The 24,482-nt window shown below is 69.7% G+C and carries 21 protein-coding genes; 15 read left to right on the plus strand and 6 right to left on the minus strand.

Annotated elements, in window-relative coordinates:
* The first annotated feature begins 836 nt into the window (after positions 1 to 836).
* Positions 837 to 1,523: a M23 family metallopeptidase gene (locus tag FKO37_RS45980; protein ID WP_037816184.1), complete on the plus strand. Its 687-nt coding sequence runs from the start codon at positions 837 to 839 to the stop codon at positions 1,521 to 1,523.
* A 1,512-nt stretch (positions 1,524 to 3,035) separates the two neighbouring features.
* Here the strand turns inward: FKO37_RS45980 and pcrA are convergent.
* Positions 3,036 to 5,450, minus strand: coding sequence for a DNA helicase PcrA (pcrA, locus tag FKO37_RS45985; RefSeq protein ID WP_238608603.1), 2,415 nt, complete (start codon positions 5,448 to 5,450; stop codon positions 3,036 to 3,038).
* A gap of 134 nt (positions 5,451 to 5,584) precedes the next feature.
* On the opposite strand from pcrA, the gene FKO37_RS45990 reads away from it, so the two are divergent.
* The 7 genes from FKO37_RS45990 to FKO37_RS46020 all read left to right on the plus strand — a co-directional run bounded on the left by FKO37_RS45990 (position 5,585) and on the right by FKO37_RS46020 (position 13,017).
* On the plus strand, positions 5,585 to 6,019 hold the full coding sequence (locus tag FKO37_RS45990) for a DUF1707 domain-containing protein (protein ID WP_037816186.1): 435 nt from the start codon (positions 5,585 to 5,587) through the stop codon (positions 6,017 to 6,019).
* Positions 6,020 to 6,181: 162 nt separating this feature from the next.
* A complete protein-coding gene (locus FKO37_RS45995) occupies positions 6,182 to 6,478 on the plus strand; it encodes a chorismate mutase (protein ID WP_009072470.1) in 297 nt (98 codons plus the stop codon).
* A 57-nt stretch (positions 6,479 to 6,535) separates the two neighbouring features.
* Positions 6,536 to 6,841, plus strand: coding sequence for a hypothetical protein (locus FKO37_RS46000; RefSeq protein WP_037816187.1), 306 nt, complete (start codon positions 6,536 to 6,538; stop codon positions 6,839 to 6,841).
* Positions 6,842 to 7,188: 347 nt separating this feature from the next.
* Positions 7,189 to 8,862, plus strand: a complete 1,674-nt coding sequence (locus FKO37_RS46005) for a hypothetical protein (RefSeq protein ID WP_238608604.1) — start codon at positions 7,189 to 7,191, stop codon at positions 8,860 to 8,862.
* Between the two features lie 252 nt (positions 8,863 to 9,114).
* Positions 9,115 to 10,014 (plus strand): hypothetical protein, encoded by a 900-nt coding sequence (locus FKO37_RS46010; protein ID WP_037816189.1) that lies wholly within the window; start codon positions 9,115 to 9,117, stop codon positions 10,012 to 10,014.
* 212 nt (positions 10,015 to 10,226) lie between these two features.
* Positions 10,227 to 11,867, plus strand: a complete 1,641-nt coding sequence (locus tag FKO37_RS46015; protein WP_238608605.1) for a serine/threonine-protein kinase — start codon at positions 10,227 to 10,229, stop codon at positions 11,865 to 11,867.
* A 16-nt stretch (positions 11,868 to 11,883) separates the two neighbouring features.
* Positions 11,884 to 13,017, plus strand: a complete 1,134-nt coding sequence (locus tag FKO37_RS46020) for a serine/threonine-protein kinase (RefSeq protein WP_134667623.1) — start codon at positions 11,884 to 11,886, stop codon at positions 13,015 to 13,017.
* 7 nt (positions 13,018 to 13,024) lie between these two features.
* Here FKO37_RS46020 and FKO37_RS46025 read toward each other — a convergent pair whose 3' ends face one another.
* Positions 13,025 to 13,927, minus strand: coding sequence for a LysR family transcriptional regulator (locus tag FKO37_RS46025; protein WP_037816192.1), 903 nt, complete (start codon positions 13,925 to 13,927; stop codon positions 13,025 to 13,027).
* 104 nt (positions 13,928 to 14,031) lie between these two features.
* Here FKO37_RS46025 and FKO37_RS46030 point away from each other — a divergent pair, with 104 nt between their 5' ends.
* Entirely contained in the window at positions 14,032 to 14,940 is a 909-nt protein-coding gene (locus FKO37_RS46030; protein ID WP_037816193.1) for a DMT family transporter, read from the plus strand.
* Here the strand turns inward: FKO37_RS46030 and FKO37_RS46035 are convergent.
* Both FKO37_RS46035 and FKO37_RS46040 read right to left on the minus strand, forming a co-directional pair.
* On the minus strand, positions 14,937 to 15,653 hold the full coding sequence (locus FKO37_RS46035; RefSeq protein WP_107051117.1) for a response regulator transcription factor: 717 nt from the start codon (positions 15,651 to 15,653) through the stop codon (positions 14,937 to 14,939). The two genes, FKO37_RS46030 and FKO37_RS46035, sit on opposite strands and share 4 nt — an antisense overlap.
* Complete coding sequence (locus FKO37_RS46040) at positions 15,650 to 17,008, minus strand: PspC domain-containing protein (RefSeq protein WP_374204484.1); 1,359 nt, start codon at positions 17,006 to 17,008, stop codon at positions 15,650 to 15,652. Before FKO37_RS46040 ends, FKO37_RS46035 begins: the two co-directional genes overlap by 4 nt.
* A gap of 155 nt (positions 17,009 to 17,163) precedes the next feature.
* Between FKO37_RS46040 and FKO37_RS46045 the strand changes: the two genes are divergently transcribed.
* From FKO37_RS46045 to FKO37_RS46065, 5 genes are all read left to right on the plus strand, one after another.
* The gene (locus FKO37_RS46045) at positions 17,164 to 18,618 is read left to right on the plus strand and encodes a hypothetical protein (RefSeq protein WP_238608606.1); all 1,455 of its coding nucleotides are present in this window, start codon (positions 17,164 to 17,166) and stop codon (positions 18,616 to 18,618) included.
* 66 nt (positions 18,619 to 18,684) lie between these two features.
* The gene (locus tag FKO37_RS46050; RefSeq protein WP_238608607.1) at positions 18,685 to 19,182 is read left to right on the plus strand and encodes a hypothetical protein; all 498 of its coding nucleotides are present in this window, start codon (positions 18,685 to 18,687) and stop codon (positions 19,180 to 19,182) included.
* Complete coding sequence (locus FKO37_RS46055) at positions 19,179 to 19,745, plus strand: DUF3558 family protein (protein ID WP_238608608.1); 567 nt, start codon at positions 19,179 to 19,181, stop codon at positions 19,743 to 19,745. Before FKO37_RS46050 ends, FKO37_RS46055 begins: the two co-directional genes overlap by 4 nt.
* Before the next feature lie 254 nt (positions 19,746 to 19,999).
* On the plus strand, positions 20,000 to 21,292 hold the full coding sequence (locus FKO37_RS46060; protein ID WP_238608609.1) for a PspC domain-containing protein: 1,293 nt from the start codon (positions 20,000 to 20,002) through the stop codon (positions 21,290 to 21,292).
* The gene (locus tag FKO37_RS46065) at positions 21,285 to 21,515 is read left to right on the plus strand and encodes a hypothetical protein (protein WP_037816197.1); all 231 of its coding nucleotides are present in this window, start codon (positions 21,285 to 21,287) and stop codon (positions 21,513 to 21,515) included. Before FKO37_RS46060 ends, FKO37_RS46065 begins: the two co-directional genes overlap by 8 nt.
* 48 nt (positions 21,516 to 21,563) lie before the next feature.
* Here the strand turns inward: FKO37_RS46065 and guaA are convergent, their stop codons facing one another.
* On the minus strand, positions 21,564 to 23,120 hold the full coding sequence (gene guaA / locus FKO37_RS46070; RefSeq protein ID WP_078870587.1) for a glutamine-hydrolyzing GMP synthase: 1,557 nt from the start codon (positions 23,118 to 23,120) through the stop codon (positions 21,564 to 21,566).
* Between the two features lie 117 nt (positions 23,121 to 23,237).
* Here guaA and FKO37_RS46075 point away from each other — a divergent pair, with 117 nt between their 5' ends.
* Complete coding sequence (locus tag FKO37_RS46075) at positions 23,238 to 23,783, plus strand: DinB family protein (protein ID WP_134731464.1); 546 nt, start codon at positions 23,238 to 23,240, stop codon at positions 23,781 to 23,783.
* On the opposite strand, the gene FKO37_RS46080 is transcribed toward FKO37_RS46075, so the two are convergent.
* Positions 23,716 to 24,363, minus strand: coding sequence for a rhomboid family intramembrane serine protease (locus tag FKO37_RS46080; RefSeq protein WP_238608610.1), 648 nt, complete (start codon positions 24,361 to 24,363; stop codon positions 23,716 to 23,718). The two genes, FKO37_RS46075 and FKO37_RS46080, sit on opposite strands and share 68 nt — an antisense overlap.
* Positions 24,364 to 24,482: the final 119 nt, after the last annotated feature.

Below are 24,482 nucleotides of genomic sequence, written 5' to 3' on the forward strand. Positions count from 1 at the left end.
GAGCCGCGGCGGGTGCCGGAAGGTCGTGGGGACGGCCTGCCGGGACCGAGATGGAGGGGCCGAGGCCTGCCGGGGAGGGCAGGTGAACGGCCGCGTCGCGGAAGGGAGCCGCGAACTCCGTTCCTGGCAGGCCGGGGAGGACCTGCCAGGAACGGAGACGGCCAGTGCCTGCCGGGACAGGCAATCAGGCCGGGTCGCGGAGGGGGCGACAGGCTCGGCAGATCGTGGGGACGGTCGGCCGAGATCGGGGACAGGGACGGCCGGGGCCTGCCGGGGAGGGCAGGTAACCGGCCGCACCGCTCAGAACCCGCGGGGCTTACCGTGAGTGACCGGCATCACAAGATTCGCCGTGAAACTGCTTCAACGCACCGGGGTGGCCGGTTATTTCGTCCGCGAGACCGCCGGGAGGGCCCTCAGGGGCGTTGGGCCATCCGAAGGTATGTGACTCAAGCCACAAACGGCGAAGTAGTTTCCGATTAACTTTGGGTAGTTTCCACAGCTAGACGCGCGATGAGCGCCACTCGTTCGGCCGAAAGCCTGGTCGCGTCTTGCTCATTGAGGCGCCGCTTCGTTACTGTCCTGCGGTCCCCATTACAGTCAGGTCACGAAGCAGGACGCTGAGCGAATCACCCCCGAGGTTCGTTCACGGGATCCCCCGCCCGAGTCCGTTTCCGCCCGGCTCCCCGACGATGGAAGGCCCTGTCTTGGCTTCACACCGCTCCCCCGGCGGCCAAGCCCCTTCCCCGGCGCTGAAAGACGCACTGGACGGTGCAGTCATCCGCGTCCGGGGGCAGCACCGCATCGCCCCGCCCTCCTCCGCGCTTCGCGGACGGGTCGTGGTCGCCGCCGTCGCGGCTGGCGCGTTCGCCGCAGCCGCCGCCGGGCAGACCCTCAAGTCCACCAGCGGCGGAGATTCCGACGCCGCGGTCACCCCGCTCGCCAACGCACAGAACGCGAGCGCCTCGTTCACCCTCGGCAGCGCGGGCTCCGGGGGAGCTCCCGAACTGCTGCCGGCCGGGCACGCCGTCGACGCCTCCGCCGAAGCCGCGAAGATGGCCGACAGCGCCAAGGTCACCAAGGCCCGCGTGCAGGCGGAAACCGAAGCCGCGCGCCAGGCCGCCGAAGAGGCCGCCCGCCCGAAGACCTGCATGCCCGCTCACGGCACGTTCACCTCCGGCTTCGGCGCCCGCTGGGGCACGAGCCACCTCGGCATCGACATCGCCAACTCGATCGGCACCCCGATCTACGCCGCCTCCGACGGCACCGTCATCCAGGCAGGCCCCGCCAGCGGTTTCGGCCTCTGGGTGCGCATCCAGCTCGACGACGGCACCATCCAGGTCTACGGCCACATGAACAGCTTCTCCGTCCGCGAGGGCCAGAAGGTCAAGTGCGGCCAGCAGATCGCCGAGATCGGCAACCGCGGCGAGAGCACCGGCCCGCACCTGCACTTCGAGGTGTGGCAGGACGGCACCAAGAAGATCGACCCGCGCCCGTGGCTTGCCGCCCGCGGCGTGAACGTCTGAGCCAGACCGCATTTCCTGTTCGCCGGGCGATCGGCGCAGTGGTGCCCGCCGCCGCGCGGGCACCATCGACTGAGTTTGGTTCGTACGGATCCTTTCTTGGCTGCTCGTAGTGGAAACGCCTTTGTGCGTGAGGAACTCTGGCGGCGCGTGTCATCGCGAGGCCTGGTGTCGACAGGCTCGTCCGTGAACTGGGATTCCGTCGGTTAGTCGCACCGCATGGCCATCGGCCCGAACAATCGGCGACGAGTTCCAACGATCTCTGCCCGGCCTGAGCGAGACTTTCAGCTGTCAGGCGATGGCGTCACGGATCGCTGCCCGGCAGGCGACGGACGAAGTAGGCGACTGCTACCTGCCACACTGTGCACAGGTCCGCGCGTCTTCGCCATGGCATCCATCGCGCGAGTCCCTCGTCAGCGCGCGATGTTCCTCCGCAGACGACGCATCTGCCGTCTGGTCCTAATGCGTGCTGTCTCAGCAGCGCGCGCCATGCTGCGGCCAGCCGTGCCACATCCCCTGGCACGTCCCGAGCTGGCCAAGCTGCCGTCCCCACGGCAACCGTCCCCGCGACTCTCCTCAAGTACTCCTGTACCCCAGCGGCAAATACCCCAAACAGCACCGCGTCCATCCCCTGCGTCCCTTCTGCAGTCTACCGCATTTCATCGAACTTATGTTCGATGAACTCAGTTTGCCGGAGGGGACCGACAAGATCAGCGGGTTCGATGGGGAGTTCACTCGGTCCGGCGAAAGATGTCCCGGACGGGGCGGGCAGGAGTGGGCTGCGGCAGGAGGCTGGGAACAGGCGGGAGCCGCGCAGTGCCCCGGGCAACGCCGGGTTTTGGCACAGCCAGAGGGAAAACTAGGGCGAGTGGGCCTGCGCTGGAGGACGACGAGGAAGGCTTCGCGGGGAGGAAGGCTCGCGGTACCGACAGGGGTGACTTGCCGCGGGCTGGAGGCATCGCGCGCCAGACGTGCGGGGGCTGACGCCTGGAGAGGCAATTGGAGCTGAGGGGCACCGCTGCGCGAAAGGCAGCGTGGAGCCCAGAGCAGTGCTGCGGTGTTGGCGGCGGCCAGTGCTCACTCTGGCCAGTCAGCTTGGACAGTCCCGCTCTGACGCGCCGGACTGCGGAGAATCGCGCCCCGGGCCGCGGCACGGCACGGCACGGCACGGCACGGCACGGCACGGCACGGCACGGCACGGCACGGCACGGCACGGCACGGCACGGCACGCACGGCACGGCACGGCACGGCACGGCACGGCACGGCACGGCACGGCACGGCACGGCACGGCACGGCACGGCACGGCACGGCACGGCACGGCACGGCACGGCACGGCACGGCACGGCACGGCACGGCACGGCACGGCACGGCACGGCACGGCACGGCACGGCACGGCACGGAGGATCAAACCACCGAAGCCGCGCTAGCCGTAACAGTCACAGCAGCCGTAGCCACAGCCGCTGGCGAGTCGAAACAGCAGCAGCCGAAAGTGTCGTAGCCGAAAGCCAGCAGACCTCAGAGTTTGACCATCGGCACACTGCCGATCAACATCAACCGGACCTTCCCGGAAGCGCCGAAGTCGATCGTCGCCGTCGCACGGGGGCCGATGCCGTCGCAAGAAATAACCGTGCCCAGGCCGTACTTGTCGTGGCTTACGCGGTCTCCGACGTCCAGCTTCAGCGCCACCGTGTCCTTCCACGCCTTGCCGAACGGCGAGCTCGAGGACGTCGACGACGAGGAGGACCGGCGGCCCCACGTCGTCGCGGCTCGGGGGCCTGACGAGGAACCGGACGAGGAGCCGAAGTTGCCGAAGCCTGGGGAGGACGGTTCCAGGCGGCGCCAGTCGACCAGGTCCGGTGGCAGCTCGTCCAGGAAGCGGGACGCGGGGTTCATCTGCGGCTGTCCCCACGCCGACCGGGTGAGGGCGCGGGATACGTAAAGTCGTTGCCGCGCACGGGTGATCGCCACGTAGGCCAGGCGGCGTTCCTCGGCAAGTTCAGCCGGGTCGCCCAGGGCGCGCATGTGCGGGAAGACTCCGTCTTCCCAGCCGGTGCAGAAGACGACCGGGTATTCCAGGCCCTTGGCGGTGTGCACGGTCATCAGGGTGACCACGCCCGCGCCGCCGTCGCCTTCTTCGCCGCCGTCTGGGGACGGGATCGAGTCGGCGTCTGCGACGAGCGAGACTCGTTCCAGGAAGGCAGGCAGCGAACCTGGGGCCGGGACGCCGTCGTCCAAGACCAGTTCCGCGTTTTCGTCGTTGGTGACCTCGGCGGTGAACTCGGCAAATTCGCGTGCCACCGTCACCAGTTCGGTGAGGTTTTCGACGCGCGACGCGTCCTGCGGGTCGTCCGATTCCTCAAGCTCCGCGCGGTAGCCGGTGCGCTCAAGGACCGCTTCGAGCAGGTCGTGGACCTCGGTGCCGGACGACGCCATCTCCTGCAGTTCGTCCAGCAGCGTCACGAAGCCGGTGATCGCCTTGGCCGAGCGCGGGTTCAGCAGTGCCACCTTGTCGTCCACCGCGTCGCGCAGTGCGGCCCAGAACGAGATTCGCTCCCGTTCCGCGTGCGTCGCTACGACTGCTTCGGCGCGGTCGCCGATGCCGCGCTTGGGGACGTTGAGAATCCGCCGCAGGCTAACCGTGTCATCGGGATTCGCGAGGACGCGCAGGTACGCGATCATGTCCCGCACTTCGCGCCGTTCGTAGAACCGCACGCCGCCGACGACCTTGTACGGCAGGCCCAGCCGGATGAAGATTTCCTCGAACACTCGCGACTGGTTGTTGGTGCGGTAGAACACCGCGACGTCCGAGTAGTCCGCCTCGCCCTTCTCCGCCAGCGAGTCGATCTCCCCCGCGACGAACGCGGCCTCGTCGTGGTCGTTGTCCGACACGTAGCCGACGATCTTCTCGCCGTCGCCCGAATCGGTCCACAGCCGCTTGGCGCGCCGGTTGGGGTTGCGGGCGATCACCGCGTTGGCCGCGGACAGGATCGTTTGCGTGGAACGGTAGTTCTGCTCCAGCAGAATCGTGTGCGCGTTCGGGAAGTCGCGTTCGAATTCCTCGATGTTGCGAATGGTCGCGCCGCGGAAGGCGTAGATGGACTGGTCCGCGTCACCCACCACGCACAGTTCGGCGGGCTCGATCCCGGTGTCCGTGGCTTCGGTGCCGGCGAGCGCGCGCACCAGGGTGTACTGCGCGTGGTTGGTGTCCTGGTACTCGTCGACCAGGACGTGCCGGAAGCGCCGCCGGTAGTACTCCGCGACGTCCGGGAACGCTTGCAGCAACGACACTGTCCGCATGATCAGGTCGTCGAAGTCGAACGCGTTCGCGCTCGCCAGCCTGCGCTGGTACTCGGTGTAGACCTCGGCGACCCGCCGCTCCAGGTCGTTCGCCGCCTTCGAGACCGCGTCGTCCGGATCGACCAGCTCGTTCTTCAGGTTCGAGATGTGCACCGCGAGCGTGCGCGCGGCGTACTTCTTCGGGTCGATGTCGAGATCGCGCGCCACGAGCGTGATGAGCCGCTTCGTGTCGTCCGAGTCGTAGATGGAGAAACTCGACGACATGCCGAGCGTTTTCGCCTCGCGGCGCAGGATCCGCACGCACATCGAGTGGAACGTGGACACCCACATCGCGTTCGCGCGCTTGCCGACGAGCGCCGCGACGCGTTCGCGCATCTCGGCGGCGGCCTTGTTGGTGAACGTGATCGCCATGATCTCGCCCGGATGCACGCCGCGCTGGCCGAGCAGGTAGGCGATCCGGCGCGTGAGCACGCGCGTCTTGCCCGATCCGGCTCCCGCGACGACCAGCAGCGGACCTCCGGCGTGCGTCACCGCCTCGCGCTGGGCGGGGTTGAGGTCCTCGAGCAGGTCTGCGGTTCCCGGCCGGGCAGGGCGGGCGGGCGGGTCTGCGGGGAGATCGAAGAGGGTGTCCATCGTCTGTCAACGCTACCCCGGGGGTACGACAGTCCCGGAACAGCCACGGGGTCGGCCTGCGCTTCCGGACGTACGCCGCAGTGTCGCCTCGCGTCCGACGCGCGACGCCGCCGCGGCGCGGAGCATCGAATGGCATGGACGACAAGATTCCCGCCCGGCTGAGGGCTTCCGACGGCGATCGCGAGCGCGTCGCCGAGACCATCCAGGCCGCCGGTTCCGACGGACGGCTCACTCTCGAAGAGGTGGAAGAGCGGCTGCGCACGGTCTACGCCACCCGCTACACCGACGAACTCGGCGAACTCACCGCCGATCTCCCCCGGCCGGCTCCTGCCCGGCCGCGCGGCGGCGGCTGGCCGCTGACCCGGGCCGCGCTGCGCGAACACCCGGCGCTGCGCGTCCACCTCGGCATCGTCGCCGTGCTCGCGACCTTGCTGATCGTCCGCTGGGCGATCGGCGGCGCGTTCTTCTTCTGGCCGGCGATGCCGTTGTTCTGGCTGTTCATCAGCCTGGTGCTGCACGCGCGGGTGCGGGCGTTCCGCGGGCGGCCGGGCGCGCCTGTGCCATACTGAATCCGTGCGGCACAGCAGCGAGCGATTTTTTTACGGGACCCGGACTCCGGCTCCCGTGATCGCGTAGTGCCCCACCCGCCATCACCCGCAGCCCCGGAGTCCACTGGACCCGGGGCTTTCGCCGTCCCTGGGACAGGGAGTCCGGACTTCAGAGAGGTCCCGATGAACGCGCAGACGCAGAACGCCGACGGACAGCCCGCCGAGCACACCCCGGCGGGCGAGGACATCTCGTCGCTTCGCGAGGAGATCGACTGGCTCGACTCCGAAATCCTCCGGCTCGTGAAGCGCCGGGTCGAGGTGTCGAAGACCATCGGCGCGGCCCGGATGGCCGCGGGCGGCACGAAAATCGTCTACAACCGCGAGATGGACGTGCTGGCGCGCTACCGCGAACTGGGTCCGGAGGGCCGTCAGCTGGCGATGCTGCTGCTGAACCTCGGGCGCGGCAGGCTGGGCCGCTGACCCGGTATCCGGGGCATCCCCGATTCGCGCGGCAGGGAAACCGGGCAGACTGGACACATGATTAACCTCATCGCCGTCATCATCGCGATCGCGAGCGTGCTGGCGGCCCTCGGCCACGTCGGCTACCTGGCGCTGCTGAACAACGCGGCGGGCAAGCGGGCGGGCGGGGCCCCGGTGGCGCAGTACGTGCGCAGCCGCTGGGCTCTGGCCGGCGGCGCCACGGCGGCCTCGCTGTTCGCGTGGCTGCTCACTTCCGGCAACGTCGTGCTGGACGTTCTCGCCATCGTCATCGCGGTCGGTAGCGGCGCGACGTCGATGAAGGCCCTCCAGTCCACGCAGGCGAAGTACCGCAGCGGCGGCTGACCAGCCCCCGAACTGGGCAAACGCCGGGCAGGACGCTGCGCTGCGTGACGTGCCGCCCGTTCGGGCGCGCCCGGTCGAGTGAAACCGGTGCAAGTTGCAGGATGGGTGAAGACATTCGCCTGCCGGTTTCCTACTGTGAAGTCCGTGAGGACCCTGGCGTCTGCGCCGGGCTATGCCCGGAGGACGCGCGGGAGCTGCGGCTCCGCGCGCCGTTCTCCGCGTGCGCGTGCATTTGCGCGGGAGTTCGCAAGTGTGGACGCAAGCGTCGTTCTCCTCGTCCCTGCTCCGTTCGGGTTGACGACGGCCCCTGCGCCGTCACGCCCCCCTCGCGGAGGGGTCGGACCGGCATGACGGGAAACACGATGGGCGGTCGGCGGCACGCGGACCGTCCCGGCGCGGTGTCGGACGCCGAGGTCACCGTTCCCGGACGGCACCGCGTCCGCGCCGACGGCACCTGGACCCCGGTGGTGCCGCCCCGCACCGCCGGACATCACCGGCACCGCACCGGCGCCGTGCCTGCCGTCGACGGCGCTCCGGTGCAGCGAGGCAGCGAGAACCCGCGGCTGCGCGGCGCACCGGCCCCGCGCGCGAACCGCGTGCCCGACGACGGGAACCGCCCGGCCCCCAACCAGCCGGTTTTCCCCACCGCGAGCGGCACGTTGCCGATCGGCGAACCGCCGTTGCCGCAGCCGCAGCGCCGCCGGGCGACGAGCGATCGCCGCGCCCCCGTCGAACCCCCGCGCCGCCAGGCCTCCGCCCCGGACCGGCTGGCCGAGCCTCGCCAGACCGCTGCTTTCCCCGGACAGCCGTCCGAACCTCGCGGCCACCAGACCGCCGCCCCAGCCCAGCCAGGCACCCCCCAAGACCAGCAGGTCGCGGCCCCGCTGGCCCGTCAGCCCGAATCCCGCGCCGCCTTCGCTCCCCCGCAGGACCGGATCCCCGAGGAGCACCGCGCCTTTGCCCCGCCGGAAAGCGCACTCCCCCAGCCGACCCGGCGCACCCGGCAGGAACGCGTCGCCACCACCTCCGCCGCGCTGGCCAACCGGCCGGAAAGCCCCCGCGAACGGGTCGAGCTGAACCCGGTCGCGGAGGAACCGCCCCGGCGCCAGCGCGTCACGCTCGGCGAACCGGCCGTATCGGCGCGGGAGAGCCAAGAGCAGCAGGACGACGAGGTGCGCGTGTACGCCGCGCCGCTGCTGGACGGCCTCGGCACGTTCGATCTCGGCTCGGTGCCCGCGTCCGTCACCCCGCCGAAGACCTGGCGCAAGGCCGCGTGGTTCGCCACCGGCGCGTCCGGCGCGGTGGTCGTCGGACTGCTGTTCGCCGGGACGTTCCTGGTCGGCGGGCCCACCACCACGACGACCGACGCGGTCGGCGGGGGCGGCTGGCCCGGCAGGCAGAACGGCGGCAACCCGAACCTCAGCGCGCTCATCCCGAACGGGCAGCACGGCGGGGTCGGCGGCAGCGTCCCGCGCAGCGACTCCAGCACCAGCCCGGACGGCGTCACCTCGGACAACGGCACGCATCCGCAGCAGGGCTCGGGTCCGAACAGTTCCGCGAGCAGCAGTTCGGCAGGCGTGACCACGTCGGCGGGCCCCGGCACCGGCACCGGCAGCAGCACGTCCGCGCCGACCACCACGGACTCGCCCTCGTCCAGCGAGCCGCCGCAGAAGCCGCCGGTCACTCCCGCTGAGCGGGAAACGAAAGGACCGCCGGTCTTCACCGCCGGCGACGCGGACACGATGGGGAACAACTCGGAGAAGTTCTTCAACAACGTCACGACCGACCCGTCGGAGGCCTCGTCGGTCACGTCCGGCGACCTCAAGCAGCAGGGCCCGCAGGGGCTGCGCAAGCGCTACGCCGACGTCGCGTATTTCGAGGTCAAGAAGGTCACCATCGACCCGCAGCACGGCACCACGGTGAACACGGTCGAGGTCACGCACCAGGACGGCAGCAAGAGCACCGAGCAGCAGACGCTCACCTTCGACGACAACGGCAAGATCACCGACGACGGGCGCTGACCAGCACACTGTCTGCAAATGCCGATGCACGTGCGGTGCGGTGAGCGGTTGTTCCCTCGTCCGGTTGGGTGACATAAGCTGCCGTTCGTCGTACGACGGCGGCATTCCGGCGACGGAGTCTGGCGGCAGCCGGTCGGCACAGGGTTACCTGGCGACTACGAGGTCCGGGCCGACCACGAATCGCCTCGGACCGCCCCGGGGACACCGCCACCGTGTCGTGTCCCGCCCCGAACCCCCAGAGCGAGGACTTTCGTGCTTGAACGGCAGCGAACCCGGCGAGAACCCGACGCCGTGCGCGTCGAGGACGTGATCCCGCCGGAACTGCTCGAGGACGTGGCCGAGGCCGACCGCGAATATCTCGAGCAGGTGTTCCGCGAACCGCAGAAGTACCTGCCGCCGCGCACCCGCCGCCCGGTCGCCCAGGCCGCGGAACCCGTCGAAGAGCCCGAAAGCAAGCTCGCCCGCCGCGCGAAGCTGGCCGGGCTCGTCGGAGCGGGCGCGCTCGTCGCCGGCGCCGTCGTCACCGCCTCGCTGCTCAGCGGCGGCCCTCGGCCCACCGTGCCGGTCGCCGGAGGAGCCGCGATGCCCGCCGGGTTCAGCGGCGCGGCAGCGCTCGGCGGACAGGCCGTGCCGCAGCAGCGCAAGGTCCACTCGTCCGGCGGCACGACGTCGGGGCAGAGCGAAAGCACGACGCAGTCCCAGCACACCGGCTCCACGGCCACCACGCCGTCGAACTCGGGCGCCACGACTCCGGAAACCACTTCCGGCACTTCGTCGTCCGCCTCCTCGAGCACCGCCCCCTCGGCGGAATCGCACAAGAAGTCCGCCACCTCGTCCGCGGCCGCGCCGGATCCGGTGAAGCTCGAAGCGGTGCGCAAGTTCTACGCCTCGATCGACCACCAGCCGGAGAACGCGCTTTCGCTGCTCAGCCCGAGCGCCGCGCGCGGCGAAACGGGCGATCTGGTCCGTGCGTGGAGCGGTGCCGACTCGATCGACGTCCAGGAACTGCACGTCCAGGACGACGGTTCGGTCTTCGCCGTGGCGCTGGTCCACCAGGCCGACGGAACCCTCTTGCGCGTGACCCAATTGTTCGACGTCGTCGAGCAGGATGTGATCTCGCAGGCCCGCGTCCTGTCCGCGGTCTACTCCTGACCTGCGCGAACGTGGTTGTGGCGGGTCGGCCGAAGTGTGCCGCGTGCGTGTGCGCAGAGTGAGCGCCTAGCCTTGTCACGGGTCGGTCTCGGCAAAACCGGCACACGGTCCACAGCAGGTGCCTACGCTCCGGTGCTGCGGCGGGTTCGAACTCACCCCTTTGGGGTAGAACAGTCCCGCCCCGGGAAGTCGGAGCCCCAAAGGGAGGTCGCGTGAGCGACGAGGGTCGTCTGGTCGCCGACCGGTACCGGATCGTCGGGAAAATCGGTTCCGGCGCGATGGGGGCCGTCTGGCGCGCCCACGACGAGGTGCTGGGCCGTACGGTCGCCATCAAGCAACTTCTTCTCCAGCCCGGGCTGGAGAACCACGAGGCGGAGGACGCCCGGCAGCGCACCATGCGCGAGGGCCGGATCGCCGCCCGGCTGCACCACCCGAACGCGATCACCGTGTTCGACGTCGTCACCGACGACAACGGCCAGCCCTGCCTGATCATGGAATACCTGGCGTCCACCAGCCTGGCGCAGGTGCTGCAGGAAAAGGGCACCCTGCCGCCGATGGAGGTCGCCCGGATCGGCGCGCAGATCGCCGCCGCCCTGCGCGAGGCGCACGCGGTCGGCATCGTGCACCGCGACATCAAGCCGGGCAACATCCTGCTCGCGGGCAACGGCACGGTGAAGATCACCGACTTCGGCATCTCGCGGGCCAAGGACGACGTCACGGTCACCAAGACCGGGATGATCGCGGGCACCCCCGCCTACCTGGCCCCCGAGGTCGCGATCGGCGGCGACCCCGGCCCCGAGTCGGACGTCTTCTCGCTCGGCTCGACGCTGTACGCCGCCTGCGAGGGACAGCCGCCGTTCGGCCTGTCCGAGAACACGCTGAGCCTGCTGCACGCGGTCGCCGCGGGGCAGATCAACCCGCCGCGGCAGTCCGGTCCGCTGGCGAGCGTGCTCGCGGTGCTGCTGCACCCGGAGACCCAGCACCGGCCCACCGCCGACGAATGCGAGGAGCTGCTGGCCGCGGTCGCGCGCGGCGAGACCCCGCTCGGCGGTCCGGACGCCGACACCATGATGGCCTCCTCCTCGGGCACCCTCGGCGCGGCCGCGCTCGGTGCGGCGGGCGGAGCGGCGGCCGCTGGTCTGCTGCATCCCGACGACGAGCAGGCCGGCCACTCCGGCACGCTGCTCGACGACCCGGGCGTCACCCAGCAGTACGACCCGAGCGCGCAGCAGTACTACGACGAGGACCCGTACCCGCCGGGCTCCGGCTATCCGGAAGACGACTACGACGACCGCGGCTACCAGCAGGACGGCTACCACCAGGAGCCGCCGCTCTACGGCGACCCGAGCCGCAACGGCCTCGCCGCCACCCGCGCGGTGCCGGTGCCGGACCACTACGAGGACGATCCGTACGACGAGGACCCCGCGCCGCGGACCCGCGTGCAGACCGCGCCCGAGGACGACGAGGACGAGAAGCCCGGCGCGTGGAAGAAGCCCGCGATCATCGGCGGCGTCGTGGTCGTCGGCCTGGTCGCGCTCGGCGTGTGGCTGCTGACTCCGGGCAATCCGCCGGACGCTTCGCAGCCCGCGCCGCCCGTTTCGTCGTCCGCGGTCGCCCCGACGTCCGTCACACAGCCGCCTTCGGAAGCAACCACTACGTCCCCGCCTACGTCTTCCCGGGAAAGCGCGACCCGCGAGACCCAGTCGACGCGGCACTCGCGGCGGACCACTTCTGCGGAGGACACTCCGACGCAGGAGCAGCCGTCGAAGACGCGAGAGTCGCAGACGTCGTCGCCGTCTAAGCCGAAGCCGCCGGAAAGCTCGGCGACAGCGCCGCCGACGGCGACCAGCTAGCGATTCAGGGACAGCATTGAGTTCAGAAGGCAGCATCGTCGGCGAGCGGTACCGGCTCGACCAGCCGATCGGGCGCGGACGCGCGGGCATCGTGTGGCTCGCGTTCGACACGCGGCTGTTCCGGACCGTCGCCGTCAAACGCATGTACCTGCCCGTCGGCCTGCCGCCGGACCGTGCCGAACAGGCGCGCGCGATGGCGATGGAAGAGGGCAAGGCCGCGGCGCGGATCGATCATCCGTGCGCGATCACGGTGTACGACGTGCTGCCCGACGGCCAGGACGTGTGGCTGGTCATGGAGTACATCCCGTCGCGCGGGATGTCGGTTTTCCTCGCCGAGCACGGCCGGCTCACTCCGGAGCAGGCCGCGTTCCTGGGCATCCAGCTCGGCGACGCGATGGCGTCGATTCACTCGGCGGGCATCGTCCACCGCACGCTCGAACCGAACACGGTGCTGCTCGCGGACGACGGCAGCGTCAAGCTGACCGACATCGGCATCACCGGCGGCGGTCCGCACGCCGCTTACCGAGCGCCTGAGGTCACGCGCGGCGCGCCTCCGTCTGCAGCTGCAGACGTGTTCTCGCTGGGCGCGACGCTGTACACGGCGGTCGAGGGTGTGCCGCCGTTCGGTGACGACGGCCAGTCCCCGGAACGACCGCCGGAGAACGCCGGCCCGCTCGCCGGGGCGTTGCAGAAGATGCTGCGCGCCGACCCGGCAGCCCGGCCGACCATGGACGACACCGTGCACGCGTTGAAGGCGATCACCGTCGGACGCGAGCAGACCGCGTTCATCCCGCCGACCGCGCCTGCGTTGCCGACGCTTCCGGCGTCGCGGCCGCTGCCCGCGCAGCCGCCCAATGTCCCAGAGCCGACCCAGCAGATCCTGCCGCAACAACAGCCGCAGCAACCGGCTCCGCTAATGCAGCTTCCGGTCCAGCAGGTGCCGCAGGCTCCCGCTCCGGCGCAGCCAATGCAGCAGCAGACGATGCAGCAGCCGACCGCCCGGTACACGCCCACCCCGGCGCAGCAGGCCGCGTCCGCGCAGGCTGTTCGCGAGAAGGCGGCGGCGCGGCGGCGGATCATCCTCACCGTCGCGGCGATCCTGTGCGCGATCCTGATCGGGATCGGCGTTTCGCAGCTGCTGTTCGTCTGAGCCGATGTCAGGCGACGTTCTCGGTCGCCTCTTGCATGGCTTCGAGGAACGTCTGCACGGCCGGGCTGCCCGCGACGCGCGCGGCCACCGCGGCGTGAATGTGCCTGCTCGGCTGCGGATTGCGGACCCGGCGCACGACCACTCCCGGATGCGGAGTGCCTAGCCCCAGCTCCGGCACCAGCCCGACGCCGAGCCCGGCGGCGATGAACCCTTGCGCCGACGGATAGTCCTCGGACTCGACCACGACGTTCGGATGGAACCCGGCCGACGCGCAGGCGCCTTCCAGGATCGCGCGGCAGGCGCCGGGGATCGGGTCGACGCCGACCCACGGTTCCTCGGCGAGGTCGGTGAGGTCGAGGACGCGTTTGCGAGCCAGCCGGTGTGCCCGCGGCAGGACCGCGCGGTACGGATCGTCCAGCAGCGGCACCAGCTCGATGCCCCGGCCCGGCTCCGACGGTCGCGGGTACACGATGATCGCCAGGTCAGCACGGCCTTCCTCGACCTCGGTGAGCGGGTCGCCCGGGTCGATGAGCTTGAGATCGAGCCACACGCCGGGGTGTTCGCGGCGCAGCGCGGCCACCGCGTACGGCACCATCGTCGCGCCCGCCGTGGCGAAGTAGCGGATGGCGAGCTTGCCGGTGCGGCCTTCCTTCAGCTCGGTGAGCGCGGCCTCGGCTCGGGCCAGCTCCGCGCTGAGCGTCTCGGCGTGTTCGGACAGCAACGTCCCGGCCGGGGTCGGCTGGACGCCGCGGCCGACGCGTTCCAGCAACGGCGTGCCCGCTTCGCGTTCGAGCACCGCCAGCTGCTGGCTGATCGCCGACGGCGTGTAGCCGAGATTCCTCGCCGCGGCAGTGATCGAACCGCTCGTGATCACCGCGCGCAGCACCTGCATGCGCCGTACATCGAGCATGTCTCGATCCTACAGCTTTGCTTAATTGTCCCTGCAGTTATTTTCGCTTGTCCTTACACCTTGCCGCGGCGAAGCTGGCTAGCGAGGCAAAGGAGGAACCTGGGGTGGGCGAGTCGAAGACGCTGCTGAGGATCGCGGCGCTCGCGTTGATGTGGGGATCGAGTTTTTTCTGGATCAAGCTCGGGCTTGAAGCGCTTTCCCCGGTGCAGCTGGTGCTCGCGCGGCTCGTGCTGGGCGCCGTGGTGCTGCTGGCGCTGTGCTTGATCGGGCGGCGGAGCCTGCCGTCGCGACGGAGCACCTGGGGGCATCTGCTCGTCGCGGCGTTCTTCCACAATGCGTTGCCGTTCCTGCTTTTCGCGGTCGGCGAGACCACCGTGGACTCCGGCATCACCGGGGTGCTGAACTCGACCACTCCGCTCTGGGTGCTCGTGGCGGCCCCGTTCCTCGGGGTCTCGAATCGGATGACCGCGACGCGGATCGCCGGTCTGGTGATCGGGCTCGGCGGGATTCTGCTGATCTTCGCGCCGTGGCAGGCGTCCGGGCTGCTCAGCTGGGGTGCGCTGGCGTGCCTTGCCGCGGCGGCGAGCTACGGGTTCGCGTTCGTCTACGAAGGCCGGTACCTGTCGAACACCGGCTCCTCGCCGTACGCGATCGCGGCCGGGCAGATGCTGCTGGCCACGGGTTTTCTGGTGCTGGCCATGCCGTTCGGCGGGCTGACGCCGGTGCACCTGAGCCCGGTCGCGCTGATCGCGGTGGTGATCCTCGGCCTCGGTTCGACCGGGATCGCGTTCGCGCTCAACTACCAGCTGCTGGCGAGCGAAGGCGCGGTGGCCGCGTCGGTGGTCGGTTATCTGCTGCCGGTGGTGTCGGTGCTGCTGGGCGCGGTTTTCCTGCACGAGCAGCTGAACCTGCGCGTGATCGCGGGCATGGTCGTGGTGCTGCTCGGCGTCGCGTTGACGCGGTTGCAGCGCAAACCGGCCGTGACCCCGGAAGAAGAACTGACTCCGGCCTAGACGAGACGGCGGTCCGAGGCCCAGCGGGAGAGCTCGTAGCGGTTCGACAGCTGGGTCTTGCGCAGGACGCTCGACACGTGCGTCTCGACCGTCTTCACCGAGATGAACAGCTCGGACGCGATTTCCTTGTACGCGTAACCGCGGGCGAGCAGGCGCAGGACGTCGCGCTCGCGCGGGGTGAGCAGGTCCAGTTCGGGGTCGTTGATCGGCGCGGACCCGGGACGGTCGGCGAAGGCGTCGAGGACGAAACCGGCCAGGCGCGGGGAAAACACCGCGTCGCCGTCGGCGACCCGGACCACCGCGCGGACGAGTTCCTTCGACGAGATCGTCTTGGTGACGTACCCGCGCGCGCCGGCGCGGATCACCGCGATGACGTCCTCGGCGGCGTCGGAGACCGACAGCGCGAGGAACACGACATCCGGCAGCTCCGGGCGCACGCGGCGGAGCACCTCGGCGCCGCCGCCGTCGGGCATGTGGACGTCGAGCAGCACGACCTGCGGACGCGTGCGCGCGATGCCGGCGACCGCTTCCGCGACCGACCCGGCCTCGCCGACCACCTGCACCTCGTCGGTGATCGAATCGAGTTCCGTGCGCACTCCCGCGCGGAACAACGCGTGGTCGTCCACGAGGAAGACCTTGACCGGTTCCCGCTGGCTTTCCGTCACGACTGCCCACTCCCTCGCTTCGCCTGCCCCCGAGCATAGCGAGGTCATGCCACCCCTTTGGCCGCCTTCACCGGCATGGCGAGCTGGACTTCGGTGCCTTCGCCGGGTGCGGTGCGCAGCTTGCAGGTGCCGCCGTGGCGTTCCATCCGGCCGCGGATCGAGTCGGCGAGGCCGTGCCGGTCGGCGGGCACGACGTCCGGGTCGAAGCCCTTGCCCCGGTCGCGCACGAACACGGTGACCTCGGTGGGTTCGACCTCGGCGAACACGCTGACCTCGGCGACGCCCGCGTGCTTGGCCGCGTTGACGATCGCCTCGCGCGCGGCCTGCACCAGCGCGGTGAGCGGCGGGTTCAGCTCGGCGTCGCCGACCACAACCTGGCCGACCGAGATCGCGAACTGGTCCTCGACCTCGCCGCACGCCGCGGCCAGCGCCTCGGACAGCTGCTGGCGGGTGCCTTCTTCCTCTTCCTTGGTCCGCTTGTCGCTGGGTTTGCCGTAGCCGCCGGGGCCGTACAGCCAGCCGCGCAGCTCGCGTTCCTGGCCGCGGGCGAGGCGCGCGACCTCGGCGGGCTGGTCGGCCTGGCGCTGGATCAGCGCGAGGGTCTGCAGGACGGAGTCGTGCAGGTGCGCGGCGATTTCGGCGCGTTCGTCGGTGCGAATGCGGGCCTGGCGTTCCTCGCCGAGGTCGCGGACCAGCCGCAGCCAGAACGGGACAGTGAGCACGGCGACGCCGATCAGCGTCGCGAGCACCGCGATCAGGGCGAATTTGACCTGGTCGAAGTCGCCGCTGGCGAACACGACGAAGCCGATGCCGGTGGCGACCAGCGCGACCCCGGCGAGGATCCGGACGAACGCCGCGAGCCTGCCGCCCTCGCCGACCAGCCCGTCGCGGGCCCCGACGCGCCAGCGCCGCCGCTGCGACTCGTCCGCCTCCCGCCAGACGACCGCCGCACCGAGCGCGGCGAGCGCGAGCGGCACCGCGACCCAGCCGCGGATGGCGCCGGTGAGCGTGCTGCTGGCGATCGCGAGCCCGATGCCGAGCGCGATCAGCCCGTACGCCTGCTGGCGGTCACGGGCCTTGGGCGCGGTTTCGGTTTCCTCGGCGCTCTGCGGGACGAACACCCAGAGCAGGCCGTAGGCGAGCAGGCCGGCCCCGTTGAGCGCGGCCAGCAACGCGAACACGACGCGGACCCAGACGACCGGAACCCCGAGGTGATCGGCGAGCCCGCTCGCGACGCCCGCGACGGCCCGCCCGGAGCGCCGCCGGTACATCTTGGGCCGCGATTCGGGTTCGGCGACCTCCATCGCCTGGGCGGACATGAGTGCCGAGGGCTCCTCGGCGGTCGAGGAAACCCGCCCCGGGGCACTGATGTCGAGAAAGTCCTGCACGAGTCCCATCGTCACACGCGGGAGCGGCCCGGACATCGGGGAAGGCCCTGATCCACTCCCCCAGATGGCCGCCGGTGAGGAAATTCCGCGAACCTCCCTGCCGCCTGCCGGGACTCGGTACGATGCAGGGGGCGAGCGATCACAGTGCGTACACGGGGCGGGGAGGCCGGATGACCGAGCAGCATCGCGCGGAACACGTCGAGTCCGCAGGCGATTACTACGCCCGGACGCAGAACGTGAACCAGATCTTCGCAGCCGGCGAGGACTCGCCGGAGACGCGCAGCGCGACTGAACGGGACGCCTCGCAGTACTCGGTCCAGCAGGGCCAGCAGCTTCTCCAGGGCCAGCAGACCCGCGGGGACGCGCCGGCACCGGACGCGAATTATGCGTCGTACAGCCACGAAGACCTGCACAAAATGGTCAACGAGGGCTTGAACTTCAAGGGCATCAACGAACGCAGCCGCGTGACGAACTTCTATGGCAACTGGCTCGCGGACGCGTCCAACGAGTTCCGCAACGCGGCCGACACCGCGGGTGCCGAATGGCAGGGCACGGCCGCGACGCAAGCGCATTCGTTCTTCCAGAGCACGGCGGACCACACGGAAAAAACCGGCAGCGCGATGCAACTGGTGTCGAACCGCTACTCCCAGCAGTCCGCGGCGGCCGACTACGCGCACAAGAACATGCCGGAGCCGACCGGGTTCGACCAGAAGGCCGAGATGGCCAAGGCGACCGAGCAGTTCCAGAACGGCAACCCGTTGCAGGGCGTGATCGCGATGGGCGACATGGCGGCCAAGCAGCAGCAGGCCGACGCGGCGCATCAGCAGGCTGTCCAGGTGATGCACGGGCTGGACACGACGTATCACGAGACGTCGACTACGCAGCCGGTTTATTCGCCGCCGCCGCAGATGAACAACGACAGCACGCACGCGAGCAGCGCCTCGCCGGTGACCGTGTCCGGTGGGACTTCTAGCGGGCCTTATGTCGGTCCTGGCGGGTCCGGTCCGGTGACTGGCGGGCCGGGGAACGGGTTCACGGGCACGAACCCGCCGCTTGGCGGTCCTGCTCCGGTCACCTCCTTCCCGTCCGGGGGAAGCGGGAATCCTCCAGGTGTTCCTTACAGCCCTGGGCCGGGGCTCAACACCGGTACTGGGCCACTCAGCAACCCTTCGATGTCAGGGGGAGGGAACAACCTCCGGACCACTCCGGGCATCGGCGGCCGTCTTTCTCCGGAGGGCCTCGCTTTGGGCGGGGGCGGTGTCGGGAACTCCGGCTCCGGCGAGGACACGCCGCGCAGCCGGTCGGGCGGCGCTGGCCGGGGTGGTGCTGGTGGTCGGGTGACTGGCGGTGCTGGTTCGGGTGGCTCCGGGAAGCCGGGCGAGTCCGGTGGCAAGGGTGCGGCCGAACGGCTTGAGCGCGGGGCTACTGCTGCCGCGAACGCCGGGAAGGGCGGGAAGCCTGGTGCCGCGGGTGCTGGCGCGGCGGGAGCCGGGAAGAAGAAGGAAGAGGACAAGGAACACAAGAACAAGATCCCGACACAGGTCGATCCGGACGAGGTCTTCGAGGTCAAGCCGGAACGAGGACCGGACGGGGAGAAGATCACTCCCCCGGTTCTCGGCGGCTGAGCCGCGCAGGGCACTTCTACAAGCCCCGTAGCCGTCGCACCTCAAGCGCAGACACAGGAGCAGCCGATGCCAGGAATCGAAGTAAATCCGGAACCGATCTCCGCCAACTCGTCCGCCGCCGACACAGCGGGCAATGCCTTTCTGGCGGGTCTTACCGAGGGCCCCGGCAGCCACGAAGCCGCGGTAAAAATGCGCGATGCCGGAAACACGCTGAAGACGTTGGCGCAGAACGGTGCGTTCGCGGTCAACGAGGCCGGGTTCAACGCTTACTTAAAAGCGTGCAACTTCTTCCTAGACGGCTACCGGGACATGCGCTACGACCTGAATCTCTTGACTCAGGCCGCGCAAATGGGCAGCTTCGACTACGCCGAAAAAGTGGCGGAATTCAACACCAAAGTCGCCGGGGGCGACACCGACGCGATGATCCCGAACTTGGACCTGATGCACAACGGCGTCAAGGCCGCTCTCGAAGCCTTGACCATCGCGCGCGAAAATTACCAGAAGAACGAATCAGATAACACTACATCGTTTGCCGAACTTAACAAGAAGCTGGAAAATTCGTGACGAAGACTCGCCGAACCATCGGGGCACTCGGTGTCACCACGTTGGCCCTGGTTGGTGCAGCAGCCTGCAGCAACCCCGTCGACGGCGCGGCAACGCCGACCACATCCGCCCCCGCGGCAGCCAGCAGTCCCGCTTCCAGTTCCGGCAACCCGTTCGCTTCACTGGACCAATGCCAGCTGCTCGATCAAATCCTGGCCGGCCAGGGGTTCCCGCCGGCGCAACCCTCCGTCGCGGACTCCAACCGAAGCTGCCGATCAGCGAAAAAATCCCAAAACGCCGCGACGGACCCAGCTGCCGAAGTCGGGATCGCGCTTCAAAATGGCCAGAAGTACACGGACAACATTCAGAACCCCAGTTCCGCACACAATGGGAATATCGACGGCCGAAAGCTGATCGAACAACGCGACCTGCTGGGCTCTCCGGGCGGGTGCCAGGTAGGAATGGAGGTCGGGCCCAACGCCCGTGCTCTGGTGATCGTCCTGATCAGTGACGATACCCAGGCCGCCTGCAAAAAAGCCGAAGATGTCGCCACCGCTCTAGACAAGCGACTTCCGCGCGGCTGAAAAATACCCATAACCGCGTGCATTAATGCCATAGAACGCGCCGGGCCAGATTCTCAGCGGCATGGCGTTGTTCGAACTTCGCTCGCGCGCATCCTGCGGCACGGCAGCTGACCTCGCCAAGAAGTTGACTCCCTTCGTCCCCCAAGGCTGGCCCCCGGGCCGGCCCAAAGCCCTCCACCAGGGCCGCATCTCGGGGATAACCTCAGGGACCTTCCCCGATGTGCCGCCCCACTCCATCGACCATGCTGTGAAGCATGAGTGGTGCGAACGACGTGCGGCCTCCCCGTACGAACCCCCTGAACGGGTTCGAGGAGACCGTCAAGGACTTCTGGGCCAGCAGGCCTCGGCGGCCGCACTCGGGTCGGAAGGTTGCTGGGGTCGCGGCTGGGCTGGGGGATCGCTACGGGATTGACCCGGTGGTGATTCGGGTCGCGTTGGCGGCGGCGACCGTTTTCGGGGGGTTCGGGCTGGTGCTTTACCTGCTCGGCTGGCTGTTCTTCCCCTCCGAGGGCGACGAGGTTTCCGGCTTCGAGGCGTTGATCGGGCGCGGGCAGTCGAGCATGACGAAGGCCTTCGCGGCCGTGCTCACGGTCGCGGTGATTCCGGTTGTCGGGTGGACGTTCGGCGGCGGCTGGTTCGACGGCGGCGGCCTGATCGGGTTCGCGTTGCTCGCCACGTGCCTTTATCTCCTGCATCGCACCCGCGGGCAGGACAACCGACCGGCGCCGGTCGTCGCGTTCGCGGCGGACGGAACCGCTTCCGGAACCGGAGCTTTCACGATGAACAGCGACACCCCGACTCCCGCGGCGGCGGCACCGGGCTGGGATCCGCTGGCCGCCGACCCGGCGGGCTGGGATTTGCCCGATCCGGCGGCACCGCCACCGCCGCCGCCTCCGGCAGGCGACTACAACAACTACGAGCACCGGCCGCCGCGGCCGCGGTCCAAGATCGGGGCTGCCACGTTCGGGGTCGCGGTGATCGTGGCCGGCGTCGGCGTCGCGCTCGCGCTGAACGGGTTCGACTGGTTCTCGCTGCGGCACATCATCGGCATGACGCTCGCCGTGCTGGGGGTCGGGCTCGTGGCGGGGGCGTTCGCTCGCGGCGCACGCGGTCTGATCGGGCTCGCGATTCCGCTGTCGGTCGCCGGGATGGTGCTCACGACCAGCACGTTCGACAACCTCGACGTGCGCGGCGGCGTCGGCGACCTGTCCGCCACTCCGCGTACGGTGGCCGAGCTGCAGCCGGTCTACCGGCACACCGCGGGCAACATGAAGATCGACCTGACCCAGCTGGCCGCGAGCGAGCCGATCACCACCACGGTCTCCAACGGCGCGGGAAACACCGAGGTCATCGTGCCCCGCACCGCGGACGTGACGTTCACCTGCGAGAACAGCGCCGGTGAGGTCGACTGCCTGAACCGCACGTCCAACGGCGTCGGCCAGCCTGCCGTCACCGGGACCGACAACGGCGACGACAACGTCGGCGGACAGAAGATCACGCTCCACGTCACCAACGGCGTGGGCCAGGTGGAGGTGCGCCGTGGCTGAGAACCCTTACTCCTACGACGAGCCCGAAGCCCCGGCTCGCCGCCGCGGGGTCGACTGGATCACCCTGGTCGTCGGGGTCGCGACGCTGCTCGTGTCCGGCTACGTCCTCACCGACGGCTCGAGCTGGCTGCCGACCTTCGACTTCCGCTGGATCATCGCGGGCGGCGCGGTGTTCTGCGGGATCCTGATGCTCGGCGCGTCGTTCCGCAAACGACGGCCCTGAGACACAAAAAAACGGGGCCCGGACATTTCCGGGCCCCGTTTTTTCACGTCATTCCCACTCGATGGTGCCCGGCGGCTTGCTCGTCACGTCCAGCACCACGCGGTTGACCTCGGACACCTCGTTCGTGATCCGGGTCGAGATCCGCTCCAGCACCTCGTACGGCAGCCGCGTCCAGTCGGCGGTCATCGCGTCCTCCGACGACACCGGGCGCAGCACGATCGGGTGACCGTACGTCCGTCCGTCGCCCTGGACGCCGACGCTGCGGACGTCCGCGAGCAGCACCACCGGGCACTGCCAGATCTCCTGGTCCAGCCCGGCCGCGGTGAGTTCCTCGCGGGCGATCGCGTCCGCCTCGCGCAGGGTCTCCAGCCGGTCCGCGGTCACCTCGCCGATGATCCGGATGCCGAGGCCCGGCCCGGGGAACGGCTGGCGCTGCACGATCGTCTCCGGCAGCCCCAGTTCGAGCCCGACCCGGCGGACCTCGTCCTTGAACAGCAGCCGCAGCGGTTCGACCAGCTCGAACTGCAGGTCGTCAGGCAGGCCGCCGACGTTGTGGTGGCTCTTGATGTTCGCGGTGCCCTCGCCGCCGCCGGATTCGACGACGTCCGGGTACAGCGTGCCCTGCACGAGGAACCGGTAGTCGCCCTGCGCCTTGAGGTCGCGTTCGGCCTGCTCGAACACGCGGATGAACTCGCGGCCGATGATCTTGCGCTTCTGCTCCGGGTCGGTGACGCCGGCCAGCGCGTTCAGGAACCGCTCGCGCGCGTCCACGGTGACCAGATTGACCCCGGTCGCGGCCACGAAATCGCGCTCGACCTGGGTGCGCTCCCCCGCGCGCAGCAGGCCGTGGTCGACGAACACGCAGGTCAGCCGGTCGCCGATGGCACGCTGGACGAGCGCCGCGGCGACTGCGGAGTCAACGCCGCCGGACAGGCCGCAGATGGCCCGTCCCTCGCCGATCTGCGCGGCGACCGCGGCGACCTGCTCGTCCACAATGGACGAAGTGGTCCAGCCGGGCCGCACGCCGGCGATCTCGTACAGGAACCGGCGCAGCACCTCCTGGCCGTGCGGCGAGTGCGCCACCTCCGGGTGGTACTGCACGCCCGCGAAGCGCCGCTCGACGTCCTCGAACCCGGCGACCTCGGCGCCGTCGGAGCTGGCCGTGACGACCGAGCCCTCGGGTGCCTTGGTGACGCTGTCGTTGTGGCTCATCCACGCCGTCTGGTGATCCGGCAGCCCGGTGTGCAGGACGCCGCCCTCGCCGACGATCCGCACGTCGGTGCGGCCGAACTCGCGCACGCCGGTCGGCTCGACGACGCCGCCGAGCGCGCGGGCGAGCAGCTGGTGGCCGTAGCAGATGCCGAGGATCGGCACGCCGGCCTCGACCAGCTTCGGGTCCATCGCCGGGGCGCCCTCGGCGTACACGCTCGACGGGCCGCCGGACAGGATGATCGCGGACGGGTTCTTGGCGAGCAGCTCCTCGACGGTCGCGCTGGACGGCACGACCTCGGAGAAGATCTGCGCCTCGCGCACGCGACGGGCGATCAGCTGCGCGTACTGCGCCCCGAAGTCCATGACGAGTACCGGACCGGTGGGAGTGGCCACCCAAGACCTCCAGGTATCAGCGCTTTTGCCACCATCGTCCCAGGTGGGCCCCGTCACGTCGGCAATGGCCCCGTAATGAGGACAGCCGCTGTCCGCGAACCGGCTTACCGTTCCCGCATGACCAACGACTGGACCAACGAACTGACCGAGCAACTCGACTGGCACTGGCAGCACCACGTGCGCCCGAAGCTGGAGGGACTGACCGACGACGAGTACTTCTGGCAGCCGGTCGCGGACTGCTGGACGGTGCACCCCCGCACGAGCGAGAACGACCCGGGCACCGGCGACTTCACGGTCGACTTCTCGTTCCCGGAGCCGACTCCGCCGCCGGTGACCACCATCGCGTGGCGGCTGGCCCACATCATCCCCGGTGTGCTGGGCATGCGCTCCGCGTCGCACTTCGGCGGACCGCCGGTGTCCTATCAGGACTTCCCGTACGCGGGCACTGCCGACGAAGCGCTGAAGCAGCTCGACGACGCGTACGCGACCTGGATCGCCGGCGTACGCAGCCTCGACGCCGAAGCGCTGGCGCGCCCGTGCGGTCCCGCTGAAGGCCCGTACGCGGAGCTGTCGATGGCCGCGCTCGTCCTGCACATCAACCGAGAGATGATCCACCACTGCGCGGAGATCCTGCTGCTGCGCGACCTTTACCGAAACCGGTGACCAGCAGCCCCAGCGCGATGCCGAGCAGCGCGGGCATGCCGTGGTTGTCGTGCAGCACCGTGTCGAGCACCGCCAGCGGCACGATCAACAGCGCGGCGCGGTAGAGCGCTTGCGGCGGCTCGGCGTCGCGCGCCCGCCACACCACCACCGCGAGCGCGCCGAGCAGCCCGGCGACGCACATCGAGTTGCCCGCCCCGACCGGGTTCAGCCAGACGTAGCTGAGGTACTGGCCGAACAGTCCGCAGCCGAAGTACAGGACGAACCAGGACATTCGGCCGAGGCACCATTCCGCGAAGGTGCCGACCGCGGCGAGGGCGAGCAGGTTGAAAATCCCGCCGAAAATCTTGCCGTCTTGGAAGAACATGCCGGTCAGCAGCCGCCACCACTCTCCGGCGTCGATCGCGGTGGCGTCGCGCTTGAAGCGGTCGAAGAGCGCCGGATCCGCCAGCTGGGCAACGAGCACGACTGCGGTCACGAGGAACACCGCGCCGGTCAGCACCGGACGGCGCGGTGTTCCGACCCGCGCGAAGAAGGCCCGCGACGGGCTTTCGGTCCAACGAGAGGCCACCGAGTTCGTCATGGGCCGAACGATATGCCGGGCAGGCGCCGGGGACCCCCGACAAATGTCATCTCGACGCCAGGACAGACGCCACAATCGAAGGACCGAGTCCGGCGTGCCGGGCCTGGCGCTCCCTAATA

It is taken from the genome of Amycolatopsis sp. Poz14 (assembly GCF_006704225.1).
Taxonomy (GTDB): domain Bacteria; phylum Actinomycetota; class Actinomycetes; order Mycobacteriales; family Pseudonocardiaceae; genus Amycolatopsis; species Amycolatopsis nivea.